Source organism: Sporosarcina sp. FSL K6-3457 (assembly GCF_038007285.1).
In the GTDB taxonomy this organism is placed as follows: Bacteria; Bacillota; Bacilli; order Bacillales_A; family Planococcaceae; genus Sporosarcina.
Window position 1 is genome coordinate 3,262,022 of the sequence record NZ_JBBOWX010000001.1, and the last position, 24,873, is coordinate 3,286,894.

The window sequence follows — 24,873 nt, forward strand, 5'->3', positions numbered from 1 at the left end:
GGGCCTGCACGATGCAGGTCATGCAATGGGGAAGGATTGAACTGCATCCTTCCTTGCTGCCACAGGACGTGGCGCTCTTAGCCTGCATTCTACAGTTCAGCAGGGAATTTGAACTTCTGCTGATTCAAGTTAAATAACTCATTCTACCATAGCATACACCATTTTTCGAGCAAGTGAATCTGCTTCTAAAATAGTCTCGAGATCTGGCACAGCACTTGTTCGATGTGCGTCCATCACACGTTCGATAATATCTTCGATTTGAATGAACGAAATACGTCCCTGCATGAATAAGGCTACAGCGACTTCATTAGCCGCATTCATAGCAGTTGGCATTGTACCGCCTTCTCTCCCAGCGTCATAAGCCAGCGCTAATGCTTTGAAACGCACAAGGTCCATTTTTTCAAAATGTAGCTTACCAATTTCTTCGAGACGAAGTGGCTTAGCATTTTGCATCGCAATGCGGTCGGGATACGTCAGTGCATATTGAATCGGTACGCGCATATCAGGGGAACCTAACTGTGCCATAACGCTCGTATCTTCAAACTCCACCATCGAATGGATAATGCTTTCCTTATGCAGCAGACAATCGATTTGATCGTAAGGCATGCCGAAAAGATGGTGTGCCTCAATCACTTCGAGTCCTTTGTTCATCATCGTCGCAGAATCGATTGTTAGCTTATTGCCCATCGACCAGTTCGGATGTGCAAGTGCCTGTTCCACTGTCACATTCGCAAGTTCTTCGCGAGAAAGATCCCTGAAACTACCACCCGACGCTGTTAATATCAGCCGAGAAATACGCTTTGGATTTTCGCCATTCAACGCTTGAAACAATGCCGAATGTTCGCTGTCAACAGGTAATAGGGGAACGTTATACTTACGGGCTTCTGCCATGACGACATCTCCTGCGGCTACAAGCGTCTCCTTATTAGCGATAGCGATAGTAATACCCTCGCGAATCGCCTCAAGTGTCGGCTTGAGTCCAACGCTACCAATTACGGCATTGACGAGGACATCAGCATGCGTATGAGCTGCTACCTCAATGAGTCCCTCTTCTCCATATACAACACGGCTAGCCGGGAATTCCACCTGCAATCTCTCCGCATCTTCACGTCCGATAACCGATATCGTTTGTGGCTGATGCTTGAGAGCAATTTCCCTCACCTTATCGATATTCATGCCAGCCGAAAAAGATACGAGCTGAAATTTGTCTGGATTCGACTCAATAATATCGAGTGTCTGGATTCCAATAGAGCCAGTCGCCCCGAGTAAACTTATTTTTTTCATCACAATGACACCTATCTTTCCTTTAGCCTACAAAATGTAAAAAATGAAGGAGTGGTAAAACGAACAGGAGGCTATCAAATCTGTCGAGTATACCGCCATGCCCTGGTAACAACTTCCCCGAATCTTTGACTGCATAATGCCTTTTCAGCGCCGATTCAACTAAATCACCCATTTGCCCAACAATAGACGCAACAACCGTTACTGCGGTCAATACGATATACGTCGAGGCGATTGGATAGAAGTATTGAAAAACAAACGCAAAGACAACAGCAGATACGATGCCGCCCACAAATCCTTCGACTGTTTTATTTGGAGATATTTCCGGCCAAAGCTTGTGCTTACCGATTTTTCTACCAATGAAATACGCACCTGAATCCGTCGTCCAAATAACGAGTAACGCATAGACAACATATTCAATACCGTATAATCGCGTTTCAATTAAATAATAAAATCCGATTCCAACATATAAAGCGCCTAACACAGAAAATGCAGCATGATCGAATGTAAATCGATTTTTAACAACTACTGTATGCGTTAGCAAAATAAGTACAATAGCAAATGCCATTTCAATTTTCGTATATCCTAGCGCTTGAAAAACATTGCTCTCCCATGCAACTGGCATAAGTAATATAACAAGTGCAATCCATGTGAGAAAGCCTTCTACTGAAAAAAGATGGATTTCTCTCATCCTTAACAGCTCATATAAACCGATTGTCGCAATGATGTATACAGCTATTGTAAAAGGCAGCCCTCCTGCAATAACGAACGGAACGAATAAGGCAGCCGCAACGATTGCCGTCAGAATTCTTTGCTTCAAGCGTCCCCTTCTCCTTCCACACTTCCAAAACGTCGATTTCGTAATTGGAATTCTTCGATGGCATTCAACATGCATGTTGCATTAAAATCTGGCCATAGTACATCTGTAAATGTAAATTCAGCATAAGCAAGTTGCCAGAGCATGAAATTGGAAAGTCTCACTTCACCACTTGTTCGGATTAGCAAATCCGGTTCAGGTAAATGTGAAGTCATTAAATGGGATCCGATTAACGACTCATCAATGTCATTCACCGTGATTGCTCCTTCAGCGATGAGTGTTGCAATTTCTTTAACAGACTTCACCAGTTCTAATCTGCTGCCATAGTTCATGGCAAAATTCAATGTCAATCCATCATTATCAGCAGTTGCTATCATAGCTTTTTCAATAGCATGTTTTGTATGCTCTGGTAACATGTCGAAGTTGCCAATCATTTCCACTTTCACGTTCCGCTCAATTAGTTCTGGGAGATATGTACTCAAAAATTCTCCAGGCAATTTCATCAGGAAATCGATTTCCAGTTTCGGTCGTTTCCAATTCTCTGTGGAGAAAGCGTAAAGTGTGAGCACCTTTATGCCGAGGTCATTTGCGATACGCGTAATCGTACGAACCGTCTTCATCCCTTCATGATGGCCAGCAATCCGCGGCAAATTACGCTGCTTTGCCCATCTGCCATTACCATCCATAATAATCGCCACATGGGCAGGGATTGGCTTGCTTGTAATAATAGCAATCCTGTCGGTTATTGTGGTGTCTGGCTCCACATTTCTTTTTCGCAAGAGTTTTTCAAGCATGTCGTTTCCTCCACTCGGCTACTTTTCAGAGCAAGTACATACTCTATCGTAACAAATTAGACGATAAATTTCATTATTATAAGAAAGTCATAAGCTCAATTCATACAAATATATATGTCTTCAGCTTCTCTTATAAGTAAAAAAGACGTCCTGGAATTAGGACGTCCCGGAATATAGAAAGTTCTTCTATCAGATTTCCATGATTTCATTTTCTTTATCTTTTGCAATTGCGTCGATTTTCACAATCGTTGAATCTGTCAACTTCTGAATCTCTTCACCGTTGCGGCGTAAATCATCTTCTGTGATATCGCTACTTTTTTCAAGCTTTTTGAAATCATCATTGGCATCACGGCGGACGTTACGAATCGCAATTTTGGCATCTTCCGCTTCTTTTTTCACCAATTTAACAAGCTCTTTACGACGATCTTCTGTCAATAAAGGAATCGCTAGGCGGATGAGTGTCCCATCACTTGACGGTGTAATCCCAATATCAGATTTCATAATTGCCTTTTCAATATCCCCAATTGTCGTTTTGTCATACGGTTGAATGACTAGAAGACGCGCTTCAGGTACTGAAATGGCTGCCATCTGACTAAGAGGCGTAGGTGCTCCATAATACTCAACAGAAATTCTGTCGAGTAAGGAAGCATTGGCACGCCCTGCACGAATTGATGCAAGTTCTCTTGTATACGCGCTAATTGCTTTTTCCATTCGATCTTTCGCTTGGTCCATTACTGCTGTCGGCATTATAAATTCCTCCTGACAACCGTCCCAATCGGTTCACCGAGGACGGCTCTTTTGATATTTCCAGTTTCCATAATTGAGAATACTACGAGAGGGATATCATTGTCCATACAAAGGGTTGAAGCAGTAGAGTCCATCACTTCAAGACCTTGACTGATCACATCTATATAAGTCAGTTCTTTGTATTTGACCGCATTGTTATCTTTCATCGGATCGGCCGAATAGACACCATCCACATTATTTTTCGCCATTAAAATGACATCCGCTTCAATTTCTGCTGCTCGAAGCGCCGCGGTTGTATCTGTCGAAAAATAAGGATTTCCGGTACCCGCCGCAAAAATGACAACCCGTTTCTTTTCAAGATGTCGAATTGCTTTACGACGTATGTATGGTTCCGCCACTTGCCTCATTTCAATCGAAGAGGATACGCGCGTTTCAACACCAAGCTTTTCAAGTGAATCCTGTAAAGCAAGGGAGTTCATAACGGTTGCTAGCATCCCCATATAGTCTGCTGTCGCACGATCCATTCCCATTTCGCTACCAATTTTACCGCGCCAGATATTACCTCCTCCGACAACGACTGCCACCTCAACATTAAGGTCTACTACTTCTTTTACTTGTTCGGCAACTGTTTTGATGATTTCGGGTGATAGCCCAAAACCTTTATCACCAGCAAGTGCTTCACCGCTTAACTTCAGGACGATTCGTTTATATTCTGGGACGCTCATTTGTACCCTCCATCTACTCTGTTTTCTCGAAAAATAGGGAACACATGCATGTGTTCCCCATTAGTTATTCTTATGCTTATGATCAATCACGCCTCGGCGTGATTGCGTCCGGATTTTTTTCGAGCAAGCTCGAAAAGCACCCCTGAAAATCCGTGACATCTGCCGGAGGCTTTTATTTTTGTTCAGCGGATGTTACTATCCGCTGAACAAAAATAAATCAGTTACCTTTAACTTGGCTCATTACTTCTTCCGCAAAGTTATCTTCACGTTTTTCGATACCTTCACCAACTGCATAGCGGATGAATTCTACTAATGTACCACCAGTTGATTTTACGAAGTCACCGACTTTTTGATCAGAGTTTTTAACGAATGCTTGATCAAGCACACAAATCTCCTCAAAATATTTGCCGATACGGCCTTCGACCATTTTCGCTACAATGTTTTCAGGTTTTCCTTCGTTCAATGCTTGTTCAGTTAGAACTTTACGCTCACGCTCAACTTCTTCAGCAGAAACTTGGTCACGTGATACGTATTTCGGGTTCAAAGCCGCAACGTGCATTGCAACATCTTTCGCTGCTTCTGTATCAGTTGAACCTTCAAGAATTGTAAGAACACCGATACGACCACCCATATGAAGGTATGGACCAAATGCGTCTGCGTCTGTTTTTGTACGAATTTCAAAGCGACGAAGTGTTAACTTCTCACCGATTTTCGCAACTGCATTTGAAATATGGTCTGCAACTGATAAACCATTTGACATTTTAGATTCGCTTGCTTCTTCGATTGAAGCTGGTTTTGTAGCAAGAAGATGCTCAGCAAGCTCTTGAACAAGTACTTGGAACCCTTCGTTTTTAGCAACGAAGTCTGTTTCAGCATTCACTTCAAGAAGGATTGCTTCGTTTCCGTTTACGTAAATAGATGTTGTACCTTCCGCTGCAATACGGTCAGCTTTTTTCGCTGCGCTAGAAAGTCCTTTTTCACGTAGGAAATCGATTGCTGCTTCCATATCACCGTTTACTTCTGTTAGTGCTTTTTTGCAGTCCATCATACCTGCACCTGTTTTTTCACGTAGTTCTTTTACCATTTGAGCTGTAACTGCCATTTTATATTCCTCCTAAAATAGTACGTCATCAATTCTTAAGCATGTACCAAGCATTTAGAGCCTAGACACTCGTTAAAAAAGACGATAAGGGTATAAGCCGCTTATCGTCTCGTTGTTTACTGATTTTACTCTGCAGCTACTGCTTCTTCAGTCGTCTCTTCGTCTTCACCTTGTCTTGATTCAAGCAAAGCGTCAGCCATTTTACCAGTTAATAGACGTACTGCGCGAATCGCGTCATCATTCGCAGGAATGATATAATCGATTTCGTCTGGATCACAGTTTGTATCAACGATTCCGACTAGTGGAATGTTCAATTTAATTGCTTCTGCTACTGCGATACGTTCTTTGCGTGGGTCAACAACGAACATAACGTCAGGAATTGCTTTCATATCACGGATTCCGCCAAGGAATTTAACTAGGCGCTCGTGTTCTTTTTTAAGTTGTCCAACTTCTTTTTTAGGAAGTACGTCGAATGTACCGTCTTCTTCCATTTTCTCGATTTGTTTCATACGAGCAACACGTTTTTGAATCGTGCCGAAGTTTGTAAGTGTTCCACCGAGCCAGCGTTGGTTGATGTAGTACATTCCAGCGCGTTCAGCTTCTTCTTTAATAGCATCTTGTGCTTGTTTTTTAGTACCAACGAATAGAACTTTCCCACCGTCTGCACCAACTTGACGCATAAATGCATATGCTTCTTCAAGTTTCTTAACCGTTTTTTGCAAATCGATGATGTAGATACCGTTACGTTCTACAAAGATAAATTTCTTCATTTTCGGGTTCCAACGACGTGTTTGGTGACCGAAGTGTACACCTGCTTCAAGCAGTTGTTTCATTGAGATTACTGACATTTGTTATTCCTCCTGTTTGGTTAGATTCCGCCGTGCACTTCATCCGATAAAGTGACCTTTCGGCACCTTCCTTATCGTCCGTACACGTGTGTAGTAATACCACTAGATAATATACCATAAGCTTTCTTTTTTCGCAACTTTTTTATCGAAACTTTAAAATCAGCTCTACTTCTGTCCGACCTTTGCCTAATGTTTTAGCAATCTCCTCAATCGATTGCCCAGTATCATGCATTTTCAAAGCTCTTGTACGATCATCATCTACTATCAACGTTGGTTCTTTGGCTGTTGTTACCGCATTATAAGACTTGAGCGCAAGATTGACGGGTACAACAGATTTACGGACAGGTATCACGGGCTGGCTATCTTCTACCGTTGCAGCAAGCTCCTGCTTGCTAACTCGCGGACTACTATCCACTTTTTTAGCAATAGACTCGTGCTCACGGGTAGCTAGCCGTTCAATTAATCGTTCATTTTCATCTTTCAATTCAGACAAATAGGCACCAATTGAATCATCCATTTCAACCATAAGTTTACGTTGCTTTTTTTCAAGATCATCAAATTTTGATACTTTTGTGTACAGCAATGCTAAAAAGTAAAAACTGATGATTTGTACAATAAATAACGCCGCTACAACTATCCATATCATTTTGATTACCCTGAGAAGTCAACAAATGAGCCTTTATAAGGATGCACTGTATTCTTCTTCTCCTCTTCTTTCTGTAGCCGTTGTCGTTCCTCTTCCTCCACACGTTCTTTTTCACGTTGCTCGGCGTCAGGATCCATTTTGGCGTACTCCTCTGATTCCAAGACAGTCTCACTATTTTTGATCATTTGCTGTTCCATACGAGCGGCAGCCTGATCTTGGTTCAATTGTGTCTGCTGCTGCTTCTGTTCCGCTATTTTCCCCATATCGAACGTCTTCGGTATCGCAATTTGTAGTTCAATCCCTTTTAAACTCATAAGATACCTCCATCTATTATTTCAGATGATAATAGCTTGCGAAGTTTGAACAATGCTTTAGAGTGGATTTGAGATATTCGCGAAGTAGACAAGCTCAGAATTTCACCGATTTCTGTCAACGTCATTTCTTCCGTATAGAAAAGATTCAAGACAAGCTGCTCATTGGTATTCAGTTCTTTAATTTTGGCGGCCAAGTCGCCAATCAACTCAGTCATCATCGTCCGCTGTTCCGGCGTTTTTGATGCTTGATCTCTTATGACAAATGATTTCTGTCCATCATCGTCATCATCATTGATCTTTTCATCGATGGAAAGAACGTTTGAAAAGTAATGTTCATGAACAGTCTGGTACACATCCTCGACGCTCATTCCCATATGACTTGCAATTTCCTCCGGTGTTGCGTGGCGCAGTAATTTCTGTTCTAGTTTGGTAATTTCATCTTCAAGTTTTTTAGATTTCTCTCTCGAAGAGCGCGGTAACCAATCCTCTTTCCTTAACCCATCGATAATTGTTCCTCGAATGCGGAAGGAAGCATACGTATCGAATTTCAAATCCCGGCTCGGATCAAATTTTGTCAAAGCGTCAAATAAACCGTGAAGTCCAAGACTCATAATATCATCACGGGAAACATTCCGTGGCAATCCTGAGCTAATCCGTTGCACGTGGTAAGTGACAAGTGGGGTATATCTTTGAACAAGTATATCTCCCGCATCAGGATCGCGATTACGAATCCACAGGTCCCAACATGTTTCTTCCTCCATCAAATCCTGTTTCGACATCGAATCCCTCACTCTCCATGATGATTCCGTCATAATTACTTCCTATTATAGCAAATAACAGCGAAAAAAGGCGACTGAACCGATCAGCCGCCAACTTTTTTGTTTAGACCTAGCTACCAGACAGTATAATCTACTAGATTTAGATTGTATGTAGGTCCTCATGCGAGGCTCAAAGTTCTTTCGTTCCTTGATTCACCGTACGCACATGAAGGATAGCTGTTGCAGGATCAAATTCAATTGTACGACCACTTGATCCACCTGTATCTTCAGCGATAATTGGGATAGACAAGCGTTTCAATTCTTTTTTCACTGCTTCAACATTCCTTGGACCAATCCGAATCGTATCGCTCGAGCCAAATTGGAACATTTGGGCACCACCTGCAATTTTCGCCTTTAATGACATCGGCCTAACACCTTGTGCTTTGAGCATTTCCATCAATGCATAAATACCCGTATCCGCAAACTTGGCTACATTCAGTTGAGTGGATTTGCCGAGATTAGAATCTGGAAGCATGATATGTAACAAGCCTGCAATCTTCTTCATTTCATCGTATAATACGACACCCACACAGGAACCAAGCCCCGATGTGCGGATTGTCATGGGTTCCTTAACTACATTCATATCTGCAATGCCTACCCTGACTACCTCTTTCAGCAACGCCATCTTACATCACGCCCAGTGATTTAAAAATCGTAATGTAGGATGAAGGATCTGGCAGTAAGAAAAAATGACCGTCAATACTTGTGCTGCCATTCTCTCCTTCTTCACGAATCTGCGTATCAATGACGATAACCTCATCGCTGTAATGGGAAACTTCAATCAGTCCAAAGCTAACGATGGCTCCAACCATATCCACACTTAATGAAGGTACCGTTGGATAGATTTTCAAACCTGTAAAATCAGATAGCGCAGACAAATAAGAACCTGAGAGAATATTACCAAGCTCCTGCATAGCAGATATGCCAATGTCAGGAAGCGAAGAGGCACCGAAATCGAATGTCTCGTCCCCTATTAATCTTCTAATAAAGTGATTCGCGGAGTCCAAGGACAGAACGAAAAACATGCTCCCGGATAAATCTCCCTCTATTCGAAGGAATATACCCGCTACAATCGCATCTGCCCCTCCCGCTAAATCAAACATTTCATCAAATGATACGAGCTTGACATTCGGTACATGCATATCAATTTTACGGTCCAGCAACTGTGATAGAGAAGTTGCGGCATGCGCCGCACCGATATTACCAATTTCCTTTAAGACATCAAGATGCATATCCGTAATTGGGCTTTCAGAGGTCATCTGAAGTCACCCGCTTAATAGGTTCTAGTACTTTATCCAAATTTAGCATAACAAGAAGGCGCTTTTCTACTTTTGCTACACCTGAAATGAAGTCTACCTCAACGGAGCCTACAACTTCTGGCTGCGACTCAATCGATTCTACTGGAATGTCGAGTACATCATTTGCTGCATCAACGATAAGTCCAACATCATAATCCTCTAGCGTAACAATAATAATTCTTGTACTGTCATCCATCTCTTTCCCTGCCAGTCCAAACCGCGCACGTAAGTCGACAATTGGTGTAACAACACCTCTAAGATTAAGCACTCCTTTTACATAAGATGGAGTTTTCGGAACGCGGGAAATAGACAGCATTTTCTCGATTGACTGGACAACATCCACACTGATGGCATATTCTTTATCCATTAATTGAAAAACGATTACTTTCATTTCTTTTTGATTGAGCATTTCAGTCATGACCTTCCACTCCCTCCTATTTAATCAACGAGTTGCAATCGACAATAAGTGCAACTTGTCCATTTCCAAGAATTGTTGCTCCAGATATCGCAAAGACACTTTGCAAGTAATTCCCAAGGGTTTTCAAGACAATCTCTTGTTGACCGATGAAGGAGTCGACCACTAATCCTGCTAGTTTTTCACCTTTACGGACGATGACGACAGACTGGAATTCATCAGACTCATCATGTTGTTCCGGCATTTCAAAAATTTCCTTTAAGTAGACAAGCGGGACGATATTACCACGGAAGTCAATCACTTTTTGATTATGTGCATTCAAAATATCTGATTTTTGAATGATAGCTGTTTCAATGATTGATGATAGTGGGATGGCGTACACTTCTTTCTCTAGTTCTACTAGCATTACCGAAATAATCGACAATGTTAAAGGTAGTTGAACTTGGAAGAGAGAACCTTGCCCTTCCGTCGAATCAATAGAAATGTAGCCGCCTAGTGATTCAATCGTGTTTTTAACAACATCCAACCCGACACCACGTCCAGATACATCTGAGATTTTTTCAGCTGTTGAGAAACCAGATGCTAAAATAAGCTCCGCCACTTGACGGTCTGTCATTGTTCTCGCTATATCTTCTGTGACAACACCATTCGCAATCGCCTTAGCAATAACACGCTCACGACTTACGCCAGCTCCATCGTCTTCAAGTTCGATAAATACGTGATTTCCTGAATGATAAGCACGAAGCGTGACAGTACCTTCTTCAGGCTTACCTTTTGCAAGACGTTCTGCCGGGCTCTCAACTCCATGATCGAGTGCATTACGGATCAAGTGGACAAGCGGATCACCAATTTCATCGATAACTGTTCGGTCCAGTTCTGTTTCAGCACCAATAATTTCAAGCGTCACTTTCTTATCCAGATCACGTGCCAGCTGTCTAACCATTTTTGGAAAACGATTGAAGACTGTTTCAACTGGAATCATTCGCATGTTTAAAATGATACTTTGTAAATCACCTGATACGCGCGTCATACGCTCGACTGTCTCATTCAATTCAGGATTATGGAGCTCACTTGCAATCGATTGGAGCCTTCCGCGATCTATCACTAGCTCTTCGAATAAATTCATAAGAATATCAAGTCGGTCAATATTAACGCGGATTGTCTTATTACCTGACTGTACCCCTGTATTGCGTTTCCCTTTTTGTTCCGTTTGTTCTTGCTGCACACTTGGTCCTTTTTGAGTAACAATTGCCGTTTCTATCGCTTTAATAGCTTCGTCTTCTTTAGCACGTTTTCCATTCGCTAAATAATCATCTGTTAGTACAGTAATCGTGACGGATTCCACTTCAGATACTTTCATCACTTTCCCCTGCAATGTGTTCGCATCTTCTTTTGTAATCAATGCTACAGTAAACGTTTCACCAAATTCCTCGTTTTCAAGTTGTTCCACTTTCGGTTCAGATTTTACTATTTCGCCGACCTTTTCAAGTATGCCAAATACCATAAATACCCTTGCCGCTTTTAGCACACAATCTTCTCGCAATTGTACAGTAATCTCAAGCGCATTGAAGCCCTGCTCAAAGGATTGGCTAATGACTGTCATTTCATAGTCATCATAGCTAAGTTCGACTTTCTCACTATTCTCTTCTACAACAATAGTTGCCGCAGTTTCCGCAGCCGACACAGCAATAGCAGACCCGCCCGCTTCAATTCGATTAAGTGATTCGACAAGTTCACGTACATCTTTTTTGCCTGTTCCACCAGCCGCTAGATCCATGACCATCTCTTCAAGGTAATCAACTGCTTGAAGAACAACATCCAAAATTTCAGTTGTAACAGGAATTTTAGCATTTCGGATTGCATCCAAAACATTTTCCATCATGTGTGTAAGATCCGCAATGTCTTCGTAGCCCATTGTTGCGGACATTCCTTTTAGCGTATGTGCAGACCGAAATATTTCATTGACAATTGCGAGGTCCTGCGGATTTTTTTCTAGTTCTAATAAGTGTTCGTTACATGATTGTAGATGTTCTTTACTTTCATCAATGAACATTTCAAAGTATGGATTTGTATCCATCGTGACGCCCCCTCTATGACTTTATGATTTCCAATATCGATTCTGATATGTCATGCAAATCTACTACCTCATCGGCGAGTCCTGCTTCCTTTATGGCTTTCGGCATACCGTAAACGACGGATGTCTTGGCCGATTCAGCAATTGTGACTGTTCTACCGTTTCTCCGTAGCACTTCCATCCCAATTCTTCCGTCATAGCCCATACCCGTCATAATGACTGTCAAGTAGTTTACATCCGTATTTTCTGCCGCCGACTCAAGCAGGACATCAACGGATGGACGGTGGCCCATACGAGGTGGATCGACGGCGTCTAGTTTCACAAAATAATTCATGCCGTTCTTTTTCATTTTAAGATGCTTGCCTCCTGGCGCAATATAAGCTGTGCCATTTTCGAGAAGCTCACCATCTTCTGCTTCTTTAACATGAATGTCACACAGGCCATCCAGCCTATCCGCAAGGGACTTTGTAAAGCCTGGTGGCATATGTTGAACAACGAGGATTGGAACGCCAATCGAAGCGGGTATACCCGTTAAGACTTCTTGCAGTGCCCGTGGTCCCCCTGTCGATGTACCTATTATAACAAATGTCTTACCTACTTTGGAAATTTTATTCTTCGATGTGCTTATCACCTGACGTTGTAGACCCTCAGCAGGTGGTAACTCAACTTTCGATTCAACCGGACGATTGACGGTTTTCCGCACAGTTGGCATTGCTAAATGTTGACTAGGCACCTTTCGTGTTAGCGTAGACATACGGACGCCCAAAGCCGCAATCACTTTTTCTAGTATCTCTTCCTTCGCTTCATGAAGGTTTAAAGATATTGCCCCACCCGGCTTTGCAACGAAGTCAACAGCACCATATTCCATCGCCAGCATTGTATTTTCCGCACCAATTTTTGTCGTACTGGATAACATAACGACAGGTACTGGATGCTTGGCCATAATTTCTTGTAACGCTTCAAGCCCATTCATAATTGGCATCTCGACATCCATTGTGACAACATCTGGTTTTAATGTTCGTACTTTGTCAACTGCTTCTTTTCCATTGCGTGCAGTTCCGATCACTTCGATTTCGGGATGCCCCGAAAGGAAATCAGAAATAAGCTTACGCATAAACGCTGAATCATCTACAACAAGCGCTTTCTTTCGACTGCCTGCACCCAAATCATCCACGTCCTTTCGTAAATATGTTTCTCAATTTTCCGAGGAACCCTTCTCCTTGTTTGAAGCCCTCACTGGAATTTGCCCCAACAAAAGTTTCGGCGATTGACATCATCCTTTTTGAAATGGGAGCATTCGGAAATAGCAATAAAAATGGTTTTTGTGCAATAACCGCCTTATGGACTGTTGGATCTTCAGGTAGAAAACCCAGAATTTTAGTCTCTTTATCCAAAAATTTCTGCATAGCATACTGAAGTCTTTTGACAGCCTCATTACCCTCTTCACCTTTTGAAACGCGGTTGCTAACCATGTGAAAGGTCTTATCAGAATCTTGTAAATAAATAAACTTCATCATCGAGTAAGCGTCTGTAATTGAGGTCGGTTCAGTCGTTGAAATGACGATAATTTCATCGACTGCAACAATCAATTCGATTGACCGTTGTGTCGCCCCTGCTCCCATATCAAACAGGATGAAATCGTATTTTTGTTGCAAATATTCAAATGCTTGGATCAATCGTTCAAACATTTCCTTTGACCATTCCAATACATTATCAAGGCCGGAGCCTCCGGATATAAAATGTAACCCCTCGGATGTTTCATTAATAACCTCGTGCAGCTCTTCATTGCTAACTAAATAATCTTTTAAACTATAGCGTGGTGCCATGCCTAGTAAAATATGAATATTGCCCATTCCGATATCCATATCGACAATCATCACTGTCTTACCTTGTGCAAGTAATGCATGGGCGAAATTCGTTGAGAAATTGGATTTCCCAACACCACCTTTTCCACTAACAATCGCAATCGATCTTGATAGTTCCCCCTGGGACTTCAACATCTTAAGTCTAAGTGTTTCCGCCTGATCACGCATTATAGGCACCTTTTAGCAGTAATGAAATCAATTTCTTACTGTCCGCTTCAGTGATATCTTCTGGTACTTCTTGACCATCCGTATAATAGGCAGTTCCGATATGATAATCCTTCATTAAATTAAACATTGGACCAATGGAGCTTGTTTCATCCATTTTCGTAAAAATAAACTTTTCGACTGAAAACTGATTGAACTGTTCTACAATGATTTTCATATCTTGTTCTTTCGACGTCATCGAAAGAACAAGGAATGATTCCATATCTAACGAAAAATCAATCAGTTTCGTCAAATCCTCTACAAATTTTACTTCTTTGTAGTTCCGTCCTGCTGTATCGATGAAAATGATATCCCGATCAGCAAGTTTATCGATTGCTTTTTCAAAATCTCGACTGTTATAAGCAACTTCCACAGGCGCTTGCAAAAGATTAGCATATGTCCGAAGCTGCTCAATTGCCGCAATTCGATATGTATCCGTCGTGATAAAACCGATTTTTTTCTTGTTCTCGAGAAGAGCCCTAGCTGCAATCTTGGCGATTGTTGTGGTTTTCCCAACCCCAGTTGGTCCCAGTACATTAATGTATCTCTTATTGAAAGATATGCCCCCAAACGGCAAGTCCTCCATTTCTCTCTCCAATAATTGCTGCGTAATGAACAATTGCTCTTCTTGGGTAAAATCCTTTTTCTCGGCTTTCATGCGATTATAAATTTCTTCCCCAATTTGCGTGACGGAACTCGTAGACAAGCCCTGTTTGTCAAGATGTGCTAGCAATGGTTTCAACTCATCTGGAAAACGTGATTGTCTTGCGACTTGCTGCATATCCTTCAACATTTTTTTCATCTCGTTCATTTCTTGCTTTAGTTCCATAGACGCCTTATCAGCACTTTCAAAGTGTGGCTCTAAAAATGGAAGAACCGGTTCTTCCATTTTCGGAGCCGGTTCATCAAAGCCTGCAACAACTTCTACAGATTTCTTCTTAAAGAAACCAAGAAATCCTTTTGTATTGACGACAGTTGAACTAAGAATAATAGCATCGTCACCAAAATCAGCACGCACTTTCTTCATAACCTCAACCATTGTTTCAGCAGTATATTTTTTCATTTTCATCAGATATCCACCACCCCGACGCTTTGAACTTCAGCGGATGCCTCAAGTTCATTATACGACAATACTGGGATTTGAGGGAAATATCGCTCAGTAATTTGTCTTAGATACATTCGAATTGCCGGCGAGCAAAGAACGACCGGAGATTGGTCCATCAATGCGACGCGCTCTACTTCTCCTGCAATCGATTCTAGAATTTCTTGTGAATGCCCTGGATCGATTGATAAATAATTTCCTTGCTCTGTTTGCTGAATATTATCTGCAATCATTTTCTCCACTTTACCAGACACCGTCAATACTTTGAGTGATTGACCCGTTGATGCATACTGAGTAGTAATTTGCCTTGCCAAAGCCTGCCGGACATATTCCGTCAAAACATCCACATCTGATGTATATTTCGAATAATCCGCTAGCGTTTCAAAGATGATTGGTAAATTTCGAACCGAAACATGCTCGTTCAATAATTTCGCCAATACTTTTTGAATTTCACCAATGGACAACGGTGTAGGTGTCAGCTCATCAACAAGTATCGGGAATGTTTCACGCACATGATCAACAAGTTGTTTCGTTTCTTGACGGCCAATCAAATCTGCCGCATTCGCACGGATCACTTCTGTCAGATGTGTCGATACAACACTTGGTGGATCGACAACGGTATAACCAAGGATTTCCGCATCTTCTTTAACATCCTCAGCTATCCATTTAGCAGGAAGTCCAAATGACGGCTCAATCGTGTCAATTCCTTCAATCGAATCATCGCCACCAGGGCTCATTGCAAGATAGTGGTCAAGAAGAAGTTCTCCCCTTGCTAACTCACTTCCCTTAATTTTGATTCTGTACTCATTTGGTTGTAATTGAATGTTATCTCGAATACGAACTACCGGGATGACGAGACCAAGCTCAATGGCTAGCTGCCTACGAATCATGACGACCCGATCGAGTAAATCCCCACCCTGTGTCGCGTCAACGAGCGGGATGAGTCCATAGCCAAATTCGAATTCGATTGGGTCGACATTGAGAAGATTGACGACATTTTCTGGACTCTTCATGCCTTCCGTTTCGGTATCCTCTTCCATTTCCAACATTTCCTTTGGATCTTCTTCAGCTTTACGCGACATGACAAAGGCACCTAAGGCAAGTGTTGCAGCAATCGGAACTGTCAGCATGTCGTTGATAGGCGTAGCAAGACCAAGTAACAAGACAGTCGCAGCACCCATGTACAATAGCTTCGTTTGTCCAAGAAGCTGCTTAACAATGTCATCTCCAAGATTCCCCTCAGACGTTGCTCGTGTGACAACAATCCCTGTTGCAGTTGAAATAAGCAGGGCTGGTATTTGAGATACAATACCGTCTCCCACAGTCAATTGTGAAAAGAGCACAGCTGCTTCTCCAAAAGGAAGTCCCATTTGGACAACACCAATAATTATTCCAACAAGCAAGTTAATGATGACCATGATAATACTGGCTATCGCGTCTCCCTTAACAAACTTCGTTGCCCCGTCCATCGCACCGTAGAAGTCAGCTTCATTACTGACTTTTTCACGACGCGTACGTGCTTCTGTTTCAGAAATCATTCCTGCGTTCAAATCAGCATCAATACTCATCTGCTTACCAGGCATCGCATCAAGCGTAAAGCGCGCTGCAACCTCAGATACCCGCTCCGCCCCTTTTGTAATAACAAGGAACTGGATAAGTACAAGGATTGCGAAGACGACGAGGCCAACTATAATGTTACCGCCTGTTACGAATGTCCCGAACGTTTCAACAACGCCCCCTGCATCTCCATTCGATAAAATAGCCCTCGTTGTAGAAACGTTCAATCCAAGCCGGAATAATGTCAAAAGAAGTACTAATGTTGGGAAGATAGAAAACTCCAACGCTTCCTTCATATTCATAGACGTCATTAACACCATTAACCCCAATGTAATATTGATGATAATGAGGAAGCTCAGAAGCCAAGTCGGAAGCGGGATGACAAGCATCGCGACAATCATGATGACTGCTGCAAGCACGCCTATTTCTTTTACTCTCATGTCATCCCTACTTTCTTATAATCAGATTTTCCGTTGTATACGATAGACATACGCCAGTATTTCAGCGATGGCTTTAAAGAATTCTTCGGGGATTCGTCCCCCCACTTCCACATCATCATATAACGCCCTTGCAAGTGGTCGATTTTCGACCATGATGATATCATGCTCTTTGGCAATCAATTTGATCTTTTGAGCAACGAAATCGACACCTTTTGCCACAACAATCGGTGCATCCATATCGCCATCGTCATACTTGATAGCTATAGCATAATGCGTCGGGTTTGTAATGACAACATCCGCATGCGGAACTTCCTGCATCATACGGCGCATAGCCATTTCACGCTGGCGCTGCTTAATGCGTGATTTAATGATAGGATCTCCTTCGCTGTTCTTATGTTCATCCTTAATATCCTGTTTGGACATTCGGAGATTTTTTTCATAGTCATATTTCTGATAGAAAAAGTCAAGAATCGAAATGAATAACAAGACAAATGCTGCGGTAATGCCCATAAGTGCCGCAAGTTGCGCCACGGTAGTCATCACATCCCAAGGACTTTTGAATGCCAACGCCAATACGTTGTCGATATTTAACATAAGAATAATAGCAGTTGTCGAACCAATAAATGAGATTTTCAAGACAGATTTCATTAATTCAATAATTGCTCGCAACGAAAAAATACGTTTAAGTCCTTTAATTGGATCAATTTTCTTCAAATCGAACTTCAGTGGCTCCGTCGTAAACAGTAGTCCAATCTGGAATAAGTTCCCCGCTAAGCCTGCAACAACCGCTGCCAGCATAATAGGTAATAATATAAATGCCATTTGTACTAACACTTCGGAATAGATGAGCATTGCCTTATCCTTATCAAGATGAGTGAGTGGCACATACTCTATAAATGCCTGTTTGAAAAACACGAAAAAGCGGTCCCTCATGAATCCTGCTATAAAAAACAGGAATAGGAACACGGTGAGGAGGACAATCGCACTTGTAACATCTTGACTTTTTAATACTTGACCTTTCTTTCGCGAATCTTGACGTTTTTTGGGAGTGGCCTTCTCGGTCTTTTCCCCTGCAAAAAATTGCAGATCTAGCCGTAACATCATGTTAGCCACCTCCAAGAAGTATCATCAAGTCCCGCATAGCAATTATCATTACTTCAAATAATTTTTTCATCATCTGCACCATAACACCCATCATAATGACTAGCACAAGGAAACTAACGCTAATCTTAATAGGAAATCCGATGACAAATATATTCATTTGCGGTACAGCTCTTGCTGTAATCCCAAGTGCCAAATCGACAAGGAACAATGTCGCAACAACTGGTATCGCCATTTGGAAAGCAATTGCAAACGATGTTACAAATGTTCTAACGACAAAATCTGCCAAACGTTCTTCACCAAAAGCCGGCCATAACTGATCCATCGGGATAAATTGATAACTATAAAAAATTCCATCTAACAACATATGATGACCGTTCAATGCTAACAATAGAAGTATTGCTAGCGAGTTGAAAAATTGGCCAAGAAGTGGAGATTGCGCTCCAGTTTGTGGATCAATTACGTTAGCAATGGCAAAGCCCATTTGGAAATCGATGAAGCCCCCAGCAATCTGAATAGCCGCCATTATGATAAACGCGATAATCCCAATAGATAACCCTGTTACCGCTTCTTTAACAACAAGCATTAAGTATGTCCCATCAATCTCTAAATCGGGTACATCAATTGTATAGATCAGCATCCATGCAAGCAAAGCACCAAAAATGATTCGTTGGGTCGTTGGAATTGCACGATAAGAGAACAGCGGAGCTGTCACAAAAAATGCAGTAACCCGGGTTAAAATAAGTAAGTACGCGGCGAATGAGGGAACTAACTCTTCCATTTAATCACCCGATATACCTAATGAGATTTCCAAAGATATCACCTGCAAATGTCGTTACCCTCGTTAACATCCACGGACCAAAAAAAACAATTGCGACGAGAACAGCAACAATTTTAGGTACAAATGCAAGTGTTTGTTCCTGAATTTGCGTTGTTGCCTGAAAAATACTGACAGAAAGGCCTGTGCCAAGTGCAATGATAAGGAGGGGACCTGATGTCAACAAGACGACCCAAATTGCACTCTCAGCTAACCCTATAACCGTTTCCATCGTCATAATAACCCCTCCTAGAAACTTTGTAACAATGATTTAATAATGAGATACCAACCATCGACAAGGACAAATAACAAAATTTTAAATGGCAATGAAATCATGACAGGTGGTAACATCATCATCCCCATCGACATTAAAATACTCGCCACAATCATGTCGATAACTAGAAATGGAATGAAAATCATGAAACCCATTTGGAACGCTGTTTTAATTTCACTTAATGCGAAAGCAGGGACAAGCATCGTCAGTGGCACATCTTCAAGTGATTCAGGTACATCTACCTGGTTATAGCGAAGGAATAATTCTAAATCCTTCTGTCTAGTATGTTTGCTCATAAACTCTTTTAAAGGCATACTCGCATTTTCATAAGCTTCTTCAAGTGTAATTTCTTCTGCGAATAACGGGGTCAACGCCTGTTCATTCACTTGTTGGAATGTGGGAGCCATGATGAAAAATGTTAAAAAAAGTGCCAGTCCTACAAGTACTTGGTTTGGTGGCATCTGCTGCGTCGCCAGCGCTGTTCTGACAAATGACAGCACAATGACAATCCGTGCAAATGAGGTCATTAAAATAAGAATAGCTGGTGCGAGTGACAAGACTGTCAGAAGGAGCATCATTTTAATAGATGTCGATACATTGGACGCATCACTATCCGAAAAAAACTGAACGAAATCATTCATCTTGGTTTCGCTCCTTTTCTGTCAAGCGGCTAATATGCCGTTTCCTCTCCTCTTTCATCTCATCGAGTCTAGTTTTGAAGATGTCACCAAATTCAGTCGACTCTTCCGTTTGAGTCGGTTGGTCATTTGTAGATTTACCAGTCATTTTTCCAAGAATACGACTAAGCATGCCCGTTGCCAATTCCATATCATCGACCTTGTAAAATTCGACAAGTTTCTCGATTTCTGCAGGATCTGTAATCTCTTTCAACAATCGGATGTCATCTCCGACACCGACTAAATAATAAGATTCACCAATAACAACAAGCTGAATCGATTTATGTTGACCAAGTGAAAGTCCACCCATATTTTTCATGAATCGATTTTTATCGTACAACCGATTTTTTCGGTTCACTACCTTCAAAAGCCCGAATAATAAACCAACGACAAACAATAATGCAACCATTACTTTTATGTAATCACCCACCGATGACCCAACCGCTTTATCGTTAGACGAAAGGTCGGCAGCTGGTTCATCGGTGTCAATTTCAAGTTCGTTTAATTCTATATTATTATCTATTTCTGCATCACTATCTTTGTCAGTCGACCAGTAATCCGATACGGACTTATTGGGATCATCGTCTGCAAAAACAGATACAGGCGATAATGGACTGACAAAGAGTATCATCAAACTGAATGCTAGCACATACTTTTTTACTAGTGATAATTTCATCCTATGATTATCCTAATGCTTTTTCAATTGCTTCAATCACGCGGTCTGCTTGGAAAGGTTTAACGATAAAGTCTTTTGCCCCCGCTTGAATTGCATCTATAACCATTGCTTGTTGCCCCATTGCTGAACACATAATAATTGTTGCCGAAGGATGCTTTTCTTTAATCGCTTTAAGTGCTGCGATGCCATCCATTTCAGGCATTGTAATATCCATTGTCACTAGGTCTGGCTTCAATTCCTCATATTTTTCAACAGCTTGTGCACCATCCGCTGCCTCACCTACAACCTCAAAATTATTTTTCGTCAAAATGTCTTTGATCATCATACGCATAAATGCTGCGTCATCCACTATTAAAATACGTTTACTCATTTCCTATTACCTCCCGATATCTATCGTAAATTATTTAAACGGTCTACTTGGCTTAAAATATCTGTGATACGTACACCGAAGTTTTCATCGATGACAACGACTTCACCTTTTGCAATTTGGCGATTGTTGACAAGTATATCAACTGGTTCACCTGCAAGCTTGTCAAGTTCAATGATGGAGCCACCTGACATTTCCAAAATTTCTTTAACGGAACGTTTTGTCCTCCCTAGTTCAACAGTCACCTGTAGCGGAATATCAAGCAGCATATTCAAGTTATTAGACTCTGCCTGATTTAATGAAGGACTTTCAAAACTTGCAAACTGTGCCTGCTGAACATTTACCTGCGGCTGTTGCGTACGCATTTGCTGCTGTGGCATAGGTTGAGCGTACTCCGGCTGTTGCATGTCTTGAGCTGGAGCTTGTTGTTGATGCGCCGGCATAGGCTGTTGCTGTTTTTCAAGCGGCGGTGCCATTTCAGCAACTGCTGCCACCTCTTCCGCACCTCCTCCTAGAAGAGTTGCAACCAATTCCTTCCCGAATACAAGCGGAAGTAGCTGCATGATATTTGAATCAATTAACTCTCCCACTTTAAGTGCGAATGACACTTTTATCGACAAGTCATCTTGTGGAATTAATTCACGACCTCTTTCAGATTCCATATCCAATAAATCGATTGCAGGCGGTGATATATCTACTTTTTTATTGAACACTGTCGACATAGAGGTTGCCGCTGACCCCATCATCTGATTCATAGCTTCCTGTACCGCACTCAAATGGATTTCTCCAAGGTTCATATCAGGTTCCGTACCATCGCCACCTAGCATAAGGTCTGCAATAATTGCCGCATCACTCTGCTTAATGACAAAAAGGTTCATGCCACTTAGACCTTCTGTATATTCTACTTTAACAGCCACGTATGGATGGATAAACTCTGCTTCCAACTCTTTTCTATGGACAACCGAAATAGTCGGAGTTGTTATGTCGACCTTTTGTCCAAGTAGTGCAGACAATGCTGTTGCAGAGCTACCAAAGGAAATATTGCCAATTTCGCCAAGCGCATCCTTCTCTATTTCATCCAAATAGTCAGCTGTTTCTATACCGTCAGCGGACGAGACGGTAGATTCTTCGGTCCCAACGGGCTCACCACGCAGTAACGCTTCGATTTCTTCCTGCGAAAGGATATTATCACTCATCATCTTCATCCCCTCCTATCATTGTTTCAATTATCTGCACAGCCATCCTATTTTTCAGATGGCCCGGCTGCGCTGTAAACTTCGGTACATCGCCAACTTTTACGACGAGCGGAGCATCGATTTTACGGTCGAGAGAAATAACATCCCCCACTTGTAAGTACAAGAAATCTTCGATCGTCATCTCGCCATGGCCAAGTTCGGCAACGACAGGCAAGGGGGCTTGCTTTAAGCGTCTTTCAAGTATGGCACTTTGCTCAGGTGACGGTTCTTTTATATTGGACTGCATCCAATACCTGACCGACAAATTAGGAACAATTGGTTCTAATACCACGTGTGGAATACAAATATTAATCATTCCACTTGATTCACCTATCATGATATTGAACGAAATGACGACCACCGTTTCGTTCGGCGATATCATTTGAAGAAATTGTGGATTCACTTCCATCTCCGCCAGAAACGGATCTATATCGATAATGCCAGACCATGCTTCACGATAGTTATCAAAAGATCGCTCAAATAAGTTGGTCATAATTTTCGTTTCAATTTCAGTTAAATTATCAGCTTTCCCCGGACTTGTTCCAATTCCACCCATTAGACGGTCAAGCATCGAATAAGCAATGTTCGGGTTGACCTCCATCAAAATGTTACCATCCAGTGGGGACACTTCGAAAATATTAATCAATGTCATATTAGGAATCGACCGAATGAATTCCTCGAATGGAATCTGATCGGCTGATGCGACATTGATTTGAACGTACGTGCGCAGTTGAGCTGAAAAATACGTTGTTAATAGTCTAGCAAAGTTTTCATGGATTCGTGTCAAACTTCGAATCTGATCTTTTGAAAACCGAAGGGCACGTTTGAAATCATATACTTTGACCTTCCGGGGCTCATCTTCTTTCTTCATATCTTCCGCAGTCATCTCACCTGTCGATAACGCGGACAAAAGTGCATCTATCTCATTTTGAGATAAAATATCGCCGGCCATATGGTCACCTCCTCGCATTAGGATTTAGTACGTACAGATTGTCTGTTTATTGAATAATGTGGGAAACGATATAGACCTTTTGAATGTCCCCCGATTGCATCAGTGGATTCAATTGCGATTTTATCGAGTCTTCCAATGCCTGCTTACCGATTTTACCTTCTAAATCTTGTGAAGTCATTTCAGATAATTCTTGGATAACAATATTTTTCACTTGGAAATCTCTTTTTGCTAACTCTTCTGCTGCTTTCTTATTATCCGTTTGGATTTTCAAAGAAATACGGATAAATTGTTTGCCCACGAGATTCGTTGTAATTTCTTCAATATCAACCGAGTTTTCGATAATTTCATCAATCGTCGGTTCTGCTGAAGCGTCACCTTTGTTTAATTGCATAACAAGAATGAGTGCAATCACACCTATCAATGTAATACATACTAGAATAATAAGCGATATTGTCAATACTTTATTCTTCATCTTCTTCACCTCGGATAAACGGATTTGATAACAACTGGACCGCCTTATAAAATTCGATGATCCGGCTGTTTACTACATCAGCCGTATCGAGGACTACATATTTTGTTCCTGTTGTAAGCGTAATGGTCGTATCAGGAAACGACTCAATTTTTTCTATGTACAGTGCGTTCAATGTGAACGTACTGCCATTCAAACGTGTAACTTGAATCATATGTAAGGGGCCGGGCGTCAAGAGCCGGCCCGACCCTCCTTTTCTAGTAACAGCTATGCTAGTTTAGTTGACATGATTAAATTATCGTTTCAAGTTGACAAGTTCTTGCAAGATTTCATCGGATGTTGTGATAATACGTGTATTCGCTTGGAAACCACGTTGTGCAACGATCATTTCTGTGAATTCTTCCGCAAGGTCAACGTTGGACATTTCTAGGAAGCCCGATTCAGTTTTACCAATTCCACCTTCAGTTGCCAAATTTCGTACTGGAGCACCTGAGTTCGCAGATTCTTGATAGTAGTTTCCTCCTACTTTATCAAGACCTCCAGGATTCGGGAATTTAGCCATAACAAGTGTGCCTGCATATTTCAATTCACCATTTTCATCAACAAATGTGACCGTTCCATCTTGCCCAACACTCATGCTTTGGGCAGTCGTCGGGATGACAATTCGGTTATATTCTGCTGGGTCCTGTGCAAGCGCGATGTAATCTTCACGTGGATCCATTAAATCTAAACCTGTTCCATCATCATTTACATATGGGAAATCACCATCATCATAATCCGCAGTTGGATCATAATCTGCTGCCCCTCCTACACCGACCACATATTTCCCGTCACCGTTAACAAGATACCCCAAGTTATCCATATAAAAGTTCCCAGCTCTTGTATACTCTATTTTACTAATTGGACCATCTGCTCCATCTTCATCATATTCCCCGAGTTGGAAAAATCCATCACCTGAAATCGCCATATCAAGTGTATTACCTGTAAACTGTGTCGATCCACCAAGGTGAATGGTGTCAATTGCTGCAATTTGTGAACCTAGTCCAACTTGCTTCGGGTTAACCCCACCACGTGTTCCAGTATTGCCTGAAGCTCCTGCAACTGATTGTGAAATCAAATCTTTAAAAATCGTACGTCCTTTTTTAAAGCCGTATGTGTTAACGTTGGCGATGTTATTACCAATTACATCCAACTTCGTTTGGAAGTTTCGTAGACCTGAGATACCTGAGTACATTGAGCGTAACATAAAATAATTTTC

Annotated in this window: 29 protein-coding genes; all 29 read right to left on the reverse strand. The window is 41.7% G+C overall.

Going from position 1 to position 24,873, the window contains the following annotated elements; translation table 11 throughout:
* Positions 1-138: 138 nt before the first annotated feature.
* The 29 genes from N1I80_RS16040 to flgG all read right to left on the reverse strand — a co-directional run bounded on the left by N1I80_RS16040 (position 139) and on the right by flgG (position 24,861).
* Positions 139-1,284: a 1-deoxy-D-xylulose-5-phosphate reductoisomerase gene (locus N1I80_RS16040; protein ID WP_340738851.1), complete on the reverse strand. Its 1,146-nt coding sequence runs from the start codon at positions 1,282-1,284 to the stop codon at positions 139-141.
* 22 nt (positions 1,285-1,306) lie between these two features.
* On the reverse strand, positions 1,307-2,101 hold the full coding sequence (locus N1I80_RS16045) for a phosphatidate cytidylyltransferase (RefSeq protein ID WP_340738852.1): 795 nt from the start codon (positions 2,099-2,101) through the stop codon (positions 1,307-1,309).
* On the reverse strand, positions 2,098-2,892 hold the full coding sequence (locus N1I80_RS16050; protein WP_340738853.1) for an isoprenyl transferase: 795 nt from the start codon (positions 2,890-2,892) through the stop codon (positions 2,098-2,100). Before N1I80_RS16050 ends, N1I80_RS16045 begins: the two co-directional genes overlap by 4 nt.
* Before the next feature lie 189 nt (positions 2,893-3,081).
* Positions 3,082-3,639, reverse strand: coding sequence for a ribosome recycling factor (gene frr / locus N1I80_RS16055; RefSeq protein WP_340738854.1), 558 nt, complete (start codon positions 3,637-3,639; stop codon positions 3,082-3,084).
* Complete coding sequence (gene pyrH / locus N1I80_RS16060; protein ID WP_340738855.1) at positions 3,639-4,364, reverse strand: UMP kinase; 726 nt, start codon at positions 4,362-4,364, stop codon at positions 3,639-3,641. The genes frr and pyrH overlap by 1 nt, the downstream gene beginning before the upstream one ends.
* Before the next feature lie 217 nt (positions 4,365-4,581).
* The gene (gene tsf, locus N1I80_RS16065; RefSeq protein ID WP_340738856.1) at positions 4,582-5,466 is read right to left on the reverse strand and encodes a translation elongation factor Ts; all 885 of its coding nucleotides are present in this window, start codon (positions 5,464-5,466) and stop codon (positions 4,582-4,584) included.
* Between the two features lie 125 nt (positions 5,467-5,591).
* Positions 5,592-6,314 carry a 30S ribosomal protein S2 gene (rpsB, locus tag N1I80_RS16070; RefSeq protein WP_340738857.1) on the reverse strand — a complete coding sequence of 241 codons (723 nt, stop codon included), beginning with the start codon at positions 6,312-6,314 and terminating at the stop codon, positions 5,592-5,594.
* A gap of 142 nt (positions 6,315-6,456) precedes the next feature.
* The gene (locus N1I80_RS16075) at positions 6,457-6,960 is read right to left on the reverse strand and encodes a DUF6115 domain-containing protein (RefSeq protein WP_340738858.1); all 504 of its coding nucleotides are present in this window, start codon (positions 6,958-6,960) and stop codon (positions 6,457-6,459) included.
* Positions 6,961-6,965: 5 nt separating this feature from the next.
* Positions 6,966-7,274, reverse strand: a complete 309-nt coding sequence (locus N1I80_RS16080; protein ID WP_340738859.1) for a hypothetical protein — start codon at positions 7,272-7,274, stop codon at positions 6,966-6,968.
* The gene (locus N1I80_RS16085) at positions 7,271-8,053 is read right to left on the reverse strand and encodes a FliA/WhiG family RNA polymerase sigma factor (RefSeq protein ID WP_340740067.1); all 783 of its coding nucleotides are present in this window, start codon (positions 8,051-8,053) and stop codon (positions 7,271-7,273) included. The genes N1I80_RS16080 and N1I80_RS16085 overlap by 4 nt, the downstream gene beginning before the upstream one ends.
* 169 nt (positions 8,054-8,222) lie before the next feature.
* Entirely contained in the window at positions 8,223-8,717 is a 495-nt protein-coding gene (locus N1I80_RS16090) for a chemotaxis protein CheD (RefSeq protein ID WP_340738860.1), read from the reverse strand.
* 1 nt (position 8,718) lies between these two features.
* Positions 8,719-9,351, reverse strand: a complete 633-nt coding sequence (locus tag N1I80_RS16095) for a chemotaxis protein CheC (RefSeq protein ID WP_340738861.1) — start codon at positions 9,349-9,351, stop codon at positions 8,719-8,721.
* Positions 9,341-9,808 (reverse strand): chemotaxis protein CheW, encoded by a 468-nt coding sequence (locus N1I80_RS16100; RefSeq protein ID WP_340738862.1) that lies wholly within the window; start codon positions 9,806-9,808, stop codon positions 9,341-9,343. Before N1I80_RS16100 ends, N1I80_RS16095 begins: the two co-directional genes overlap by 11 nt.
* 16 nt (positions 9,809-9,824) lie before the next feature.
* Entirely contained in the window at positions 9,825-11,882 is a 2,058-nt protein-coding gene (locus N1I80_RS16105) for a chemotaxis protein CheA (protein WP_340738863.1), read from the reverse strand.
* Between the two features lie 13 nt (positions 11,883-11,895).
* A complete protein-coding gene (locus N1I80_RS16110; protein ID WP_340738864.1) occupies positions 11,896-13,044 on the reverse strand; it encodes a protein-glutamate methylesterase/protein-glutamine glutaminase in 1,149 nt (382 codons plus the stop codon).
* 1 nt (position 13,045) lies between these two features.
* Positions 13,046-13,912, reverse strand: a complete 867-nt coding sequence (locus N1I80_RS16115; protein WP_340738865.1) for a MinD/ParA family protein — start codon at positions 13,910-13,912, stop codon at positions 13,046-13,048.
* The gene (flhF, locus tag N1I80_RS16120) at positions 13,905-15,017 is read right to left on the reverse strand and encodes a flagellar biosynthesis protein FlhF (RefSeq protein ID WP_340738866.1); all 1,113 of its coding nucleotides are present in this window, start codon (positions 15,015-15,017) and stop codon (positions 13,905-13,907) included. The genes N1I80_RS16115 and flhF overlap by 8 nt, the downstream gene beginning before the upstream one ends.
* Entirely contained in the window at positions 15,017-17,047 is a 2,031-nt protein-coding gene (gene flhA, locus N1I80_RS16125; protein WP_340738867.1) for a flagellar biosynthesis protein FlhA, read from the reverse strand. The genes flhF and flhA overlap by 1 nt, the downstream gene beginning before the upstream one ends.
* A 21-nt stretch (positions 17,048-17,068) precedes the next feature.
* Positions 17,069-18,151 carry a flagellar biosynthesis protein FlhB gene (gene flhB / locus N1I80_RS16130; protein ID WP_340738868.1) on the reverse strand — a complete coding sequence of 361 codons (1,083 nt, stop codon included), beginning with the start codon at positions 18,149-18,151 and terminating at the stop codon, positions 17,069-17,071.
* Between the two features lies 1 nt (position 18,152).
* Positions 18,153-18,929 carry a flagellar biosynthetic protein FliR gene (gene fliR, locus N1I80_RS16135; RefSeq protein WP_340738869.1) on the reverse strand — a complete coding sequence of 259 codons (777 nt, stop codon included), beginning with the start codon at positions 18,927-18,929 and terminating at the stop codon, positions 18,153-18,155.
* 4 nt (positions 18,930-18,933) lie between these two features.
* Positions 18,934-19,203, reverse strand: coding sequence for a flagellar biosynthesis protein FliQ (fliQ, locus tag N1I80_RS16140; RefSeq protein WP_340738870.1), 270 nt, complete (start codon positions 19,201-19,203; stop codon positions 18,934-18,936).
* Positions 19,204-19,214: 11 nt separating this feature from the next.
* Positions 19,215-19,880, reverse strand: a complete 666-nt coding sequence (gene fliP / locus N1I80_RS16145; protein ID WP_340738871.1) for a flagellar type III secretion system pore protein FliP — start codon at positions 19,878-19,880, stop codon at positions 19,215-19,217.
* Positions 19,873-20,592, reverse strand: coding sequence for a flagellar biosynthetic protein FliO (locus tag N1I80_RS16150; protein ID WP_340738872.1), 720 nt, complete (start codon positions 20,590-20,592; stop codon positions 19,873-19,875). The genes fliP and N1I80_RS16150 overlap by 8 nt, the downstream gene beginning before the upstream one ends.
* A gap of 7 nt (positions 20,593-20,599) precedes the next feature.
* A complete protein-coding gene (locus tag N1I80_RS16155) occupies positions 20,600-20,962 on the reverse strand; it encodes a response regulator (RefSeq protein WP_340738873.1) in 363 nt (120 codons plus the stop codon).
* Positions 20,963-20,982: 20 nt separating this feature from the next.
* Positions 20,983-22,155 carry a flagellar motor switch phosphatase FliY gene (gene fliY, locus N1I80_RS16160; protein ID WP_340740068.1) on the reverse strand — a complete coding sequence of 391 codons (1,173 nt, stop codon included), beginning with the start codon at positions 22,153-22,155 and terminating at the stop codon, positions 20,983-20,985.
* The gene (gene fliM / locus N1I80_RS16165; protein ID WP_340738874.1) at positions 22,148-23,146 is read right to left on the reverse strand and encodes a flagellar motor switch protein FliM; all 999 of its coding nucleotides are present in this window, start codon (positions 23,144-23,146) and stop codon (positions 22,148-22,150) included. The genes fliY and fliM overlap by 8 nt, the downstream gene beginning before the upstream one ends.
* Before the next feature lie 46 nt (positions 23,147-23,192).
* Positions 23,193-23,618, reverse strand: a complete 426-nt coding sequence (gene fliL, locus N1I80_RS16170; protein WP_340738875.1) for a flagellar basal body-associated protein FliL — start codon at positions 23,616-23,618, stop codon at positions 23,193-23,195.
* Positions 23,608-23,829 carry a flagellar FlbD family protein gene (locus N1I80_RS16175; RefSeq protein ID WP_340740069.1) on the reverse strand — a complete coding sequence of 74 codons (222 nt, stop codon included), beginning with the start codon at positions 23,827-23,829 and terminating at the stop codon, positions 23,608-23,610. Before N1I80_RS16175 ends, fliL begins: the two co-directional genes overlap by 11 nt.
* 81 nt (positions 23,830-23,910) lie before the next feature.
* The gene (flgG, locus tag N1I80_RS16180; protein WP_340738876.1) at positions 23,911-24,861 is read right to left on the reverse strand and encodes a flagellar basal body rod protein FlgG; all 951 of its coding nucleotides are present in this window, start codon (positions 24,859-24,861) and stop codon (positions 23,911-23,913) included.
* Between the last annotated feature and the right edge of the window lie 12 nt (positions 24,862-24,873).